Raw genomic sequence first — 4,125 nt, 5'->3', positions numbered from 1 at the left:
GTGCTCAACCTGTACGCATCCTGATTGGATGCCCCCGAATTTATTCGGGGGAGGATGTCACGAGTCCCCGTACCACGGTCCGGTGACTCCTCCTCATACGAATAAGGAGCAGAGATTGTTTGTTCCCTTTCAATCCTGACCCATCGACGATTTCGACTCGGAACTCCTCTTTTGTGCCGGCAGCGCCGCTCTTTCCGTTACCAATGGAAGGAAATATCGACGATACGACCAAACAAGGTGTCCCCAAAGGAGCAAGAGGAACACCGCCAGTGGCAACATACCCGGATCAACAAACCAGTGAAAACAGAAGATGTTGACGACAAGCGGAGCCAAAACGACCAGCGCAAGAGGGACGAAGCGGTTATTCACAAGCAGTAGGGCAGCGACCAATTCTGTCCCCTTGACCAGTACCAACAGATATCCATTCCCCAGAAACGCTTCCGCAGCGGAACTGGTGGGCAAAAATGCACCCAACCCCAGAATGACCGCCCACCCGTTCAGAGCGGCTGACAGGAAAATCAGACCCAGCAACCAACGGGAAATCGTCACCATTATCATCTTATATCCTCCTTCCTTCTCATCACGCGAGATATGGAATAGTCCGCCTCTTTTCATCAACGGACACATCCTAACGTCCTATGATCCCGTTCAAATCCTGCAACCGTTTTTGCGGAAGCTGGGGATAACCAACGCCCACCACCCGGACCCTGATCCGTTTTCCCTCGTCCGTCGTCACCTGCTTTTCCGTGCTAGAAGCGGATGAGACCAGCAAATCCAACGATCCATCCGGACGGATGGTCCACTCCCCATTGGCAAATCTGGTTCCGTAGACGTCAGGGGAAACCTCTCGCAGGAACAGCAGCATCTGTTGGTGCGGGCGGGGTTTCACATACAGAGGATCCTTCACGTAAACGGGGTTGCCACGCTCGTCACGAATACCTTCGAAATGCATGCGATCATGTTTGGCAATACGGATATGCTTCTCTTTCACCTCCCCCTTGAGGACACGCTCCACTTGAAACGGATATAAGAGAGAGGTATTCGTGTCCCGACGTCCAGCCACGTCGAGATACGAACCCACGACAATGACGGGCGAATCGTGGATCAACGTCTTCCAATCATCAGTGGCGGCAACATCTAGATACATCACCATCTCCTTGGGGGGCTGATTGCTTGTTGCACCCACCCCCCACGCCAATCACAGCCGCCAGCACGAGCAATACGATCTACCACCGCATGATTCCACATCCTTGTTGATTGATGTTCCCCATCGGAACGAATCATTGATTCAATATTACTTATGCAATACACGTTCACCTCCTTTATCAAAAATAATGACCCGGCACTGGGTTGCCGGGTACAATTCTTTCACATCTCCAACAGACCGCCGGTTCCCACCAAAACCGCCCGGTTGTCGGTGGCACTTTCGATATTGGCCAGTCCTGCGTATTCTTTTTCATTCTCGGCTACGATTGAAATCGACAAGTCTGTTTCCTTTTTCTCTACCAGGTACCGGATTTCCTCCATATTACTGATTTGCTCCAGCTCCACACGCCATTGATCATCAGCGATGAAGATAAGTCCTTGCCGAAACGCTACTGTAATCGGTTCTTCCTTTTGGGGCGAAAAGATTTGCAGGGATTGAATGGATTGTCGCTGTGCCATTATTTCACCTCCCCCACCATCATAATGGGGAAAGAAAGAGGTGAAAAGATGCTTTGTATCTGGAAGCTGCTCCCGACCTATTGTAAACCGGTGAACCGGCTCCCGAAAAACCGTCTGGTGGTCAATCGTTTATTCTAAATCCACCTGATAGGTTTCTTTGATCCGCAACAAAACCAGCGTCGTGACCAGGGCGGAACCGATGACATAAAAGGTGGGTGCCAATGGGTTATGGGTGAGCGAAACAAGGTAGGTGGCGACAAACGGTGCTGTGCCGCCAAAAGTGGCAACAGCCACGTTGTAGCCCACCGATAACGCACTGGCTCGTACCTTCGTCGGAAACATCTCCGCCAGTGTGGTCGGTGCGGGTCCGTTATACAACGCGCAAAAGACGGCCAACAACAGTTGCGACACCAACAGCATGGTCATCCCGTCATCCATCAAGTGAAACAGCGAGTACACCGTCACCGCCAATCCAACGGACGACCCGAGCAGCAGCGGTTTGCGCCCGTATCGGTCCGACAGCCACCCCACCAGCGGGATCAACAGGCTGAAAAAGGCCAGCATGACAGAGTTCACAATCAAACCGGTGGACAAGGGCAGTTTCAACACTTCAGACAGATAGGTGGGCATGTAGGTGAGCAGGAGGTAGTACGAAACGGTCCAATGCATCGTAAACCCAATCGTTTTTAGCAGCTGAAGGGGATATTTGCGAAAAGCATCTATCAGGGGACGCTTCGGCACTTCGTCCGCTCGTTTTAACCCTTCAAAAAACGGGGTGTCCTTCATTCTCACTCGCAAGTACCAACCGACTATACCGACAAGCACGCCGCCGATAAACGGCAGACGCCAACCCCAGTTGTAGAGAGCCTGCTCGGACAATGTCGAATTGAGCCAGGCAGCAATCAGGGAGCCGAGCAACAGCGATACACCCGAACCAAATTCCAGCCAACTGCCGGCCAAACCGCGCTTTCCTCGCGGGGCATACTCTACGATGAACGACGTACTGCTACCCCATTCTCCTCCGGCAGACAAGCCCTGAAGCAGTCGGGCCAAGATCAGCAACACCGGCGCCCAGATCCCGATTTGCGCATAAGTCGGCAACACGCCGATCATGAAGGTGGCCATCCCCATCAAAAAAATGGTGAACATGAGCGAAGTTTTTCGGCCCAACCGATCACTGACCGACCCGAAAAACAACGCCCCTAACGGCCGAAAGACAAACCCGATGGCAAACACGGCAAATGTCATCAACAGCGAGGCGATCCGGTCGCCGGCGGGAAAGAACAGCTTACTGATCACCGGCGCGAAATATCCGTAAACTGCCCAGTCATACCACTCCATGATATTCCCGAACGTACCTACCAGCACTGCCTTTCTCGAGGCAGCACCTTCGACGGGTGCCTTGGTTCCCACCGATTGCACCCGCTTCGGTGTTACCTCCGGCTTCGGGTTCATGCACCACACTCCTTTTTTCTTTTTACGTAACCTCTTTTCTGAATGATGAAACTTTTCATTCGGGAAAATAGGCCTTCTGGAGTATGTAAGTTCCCGGAACCTTGATGGATTTGAGGACTTTTTTAGGATGTCTGTGTTTTAGATGAGGTCGTATCTGGTCCATATCGTTCGTCGTTGGCGAACACATGCAACTGACCGTGCGGAAAGCGAACCTCCTTGCGGTTGTTTCAACTCCGTCATCAGATCCTCCTCTTGTTTTGCCGGACCACTGGAGCTCCATCTTTAATAATACAATTTCGAATTATCGATATGTTTTAGGGAAAACCGGCAGGAGAAGACGGCAACTTGGAGAACATCCCATACGGTCCTCTTTCAACACCACCCAACAGGGAGTGAATGCGGTGTACACGTTGTTTCGATACAACTGGCATGTTCGGGACGAATGGTTTCAATTGTGCGATACTTTGCCTCATGAGGAATTGATGCGTCCGCACCGGCGGGTTGGGCAATATCCTGCACACCTTGTTTCACATCGTGGATGTGGAATACAGTTGGATCCTCCTTCTTCAGGGAAAACCGGATTTTGAGGAAACGCTTGAACAGCATGCCACACTCGCATCCGTCAAACGTTTATCTGAATCCTTTCGGCCTGAAGTGTAAGGTTTTGTGCGGATGTGGTTGGATGAGATGGAAACCCGCACCGGATCACAGGACGAAACGGGCAACCATCCACATTTACAGAAAAAGCCGCCTGAAAGCCCACGGTTTCAATCGTGGGATGAAAGGCGGCGTTGCTCGGCATCCCCTTTTGGGGATGGTAAGGGCAACCAATTTGCTGTATAATCGAACGTACGAGCGGTGCTCATCCCACTGGTAGTGGGTTTGTTCCTGTGTACGTCATGGTATGAGGTTCCAGTGGCGAACCAATCACTCCCACTGGGTAAAACCATGAGAGTGAGTGAAAAGGAACTAGCGTACTGGTAACAGGTACGCCGCCCATGTGGG

4 protein-coding genes are annotated in these 4,125 nt (G+C 51.8%); all 4 read right to left on the bottom strand.

The window, feature by feature from the left end; all coding sequences use genetic code 11:
- Positions 1 to 129 precede the first annotated feature (129 nt).
- The 4 genes from NWF35_RS14790 to NWF35_RS14775 all read right to left on the bottom strand — a co-directional run bounded on the left by NWF35_RS14790 (position 130) and on the right by NWF35_RS14775 (position 3,120).
- Entirely contained in the window at positions 130 to 558 is a 429-nt protein-coding gene (locus tag NWF35_RS14790) for a hypothetical protein (protein ID WP_301240148.1), read from the bottom strand.
- Positions 559 to 628: 70 nt separating this feature from the next.
- Positions 629 to 1,147, bottom strand: a complete 519-nt coding sequence (locus NWF35_RS14785; RefSeq protein ID WP_301240147.1) for a hypothetical protein — start codon at positions 1,145 to 1,147, stop codon at positions 629 to 631.
- A 221-nt stretch (positions 1,148 to 1,368) separates the two neighbouring features.
- Positions 1,369 to 1,665 carry a hypothetical protein gene (locus NWF35_RS14780; RefSeq protein WP_301240145.1) on the bottom strand — a complete coding sequence of 99 codons (297 nt, stop codon included), beginning with the start codon at positions 1,663 to 1,665 and terminating at the stop codon, positions 1,369 to 1,371.
- 129 nt (positions 1,666 to 1,794) lie between these two features.
- Positions 1,795 to 3,120, bottom strand: coding sequence for an MFS transporter (locus tag NWF35_RS14775; protein ID WP_301240143.1), 1,326 nt, complete (start codon positions 3,118 to 3,120; stop codon positions 1,795 to 1,797).
- Positions 3,121 to 4,125 lie beyond the last annotated feature (1,005 nt).

Origin of the sequence: Polycladomyces subterraneus, from assembly GCF_030433435.1 — a bacterium.
GTDB classification, from domain to species: Bacteria; Bacillota; Bacilli; order Thermoactinomycetales; family JIR-001; genus Polycladomyces; species Polycladomyces subterraneus.
Note: the sequence above shows the minus strand (reverse complement) of the source record. Positions and strands in the feature narration are given on the sequence as shown.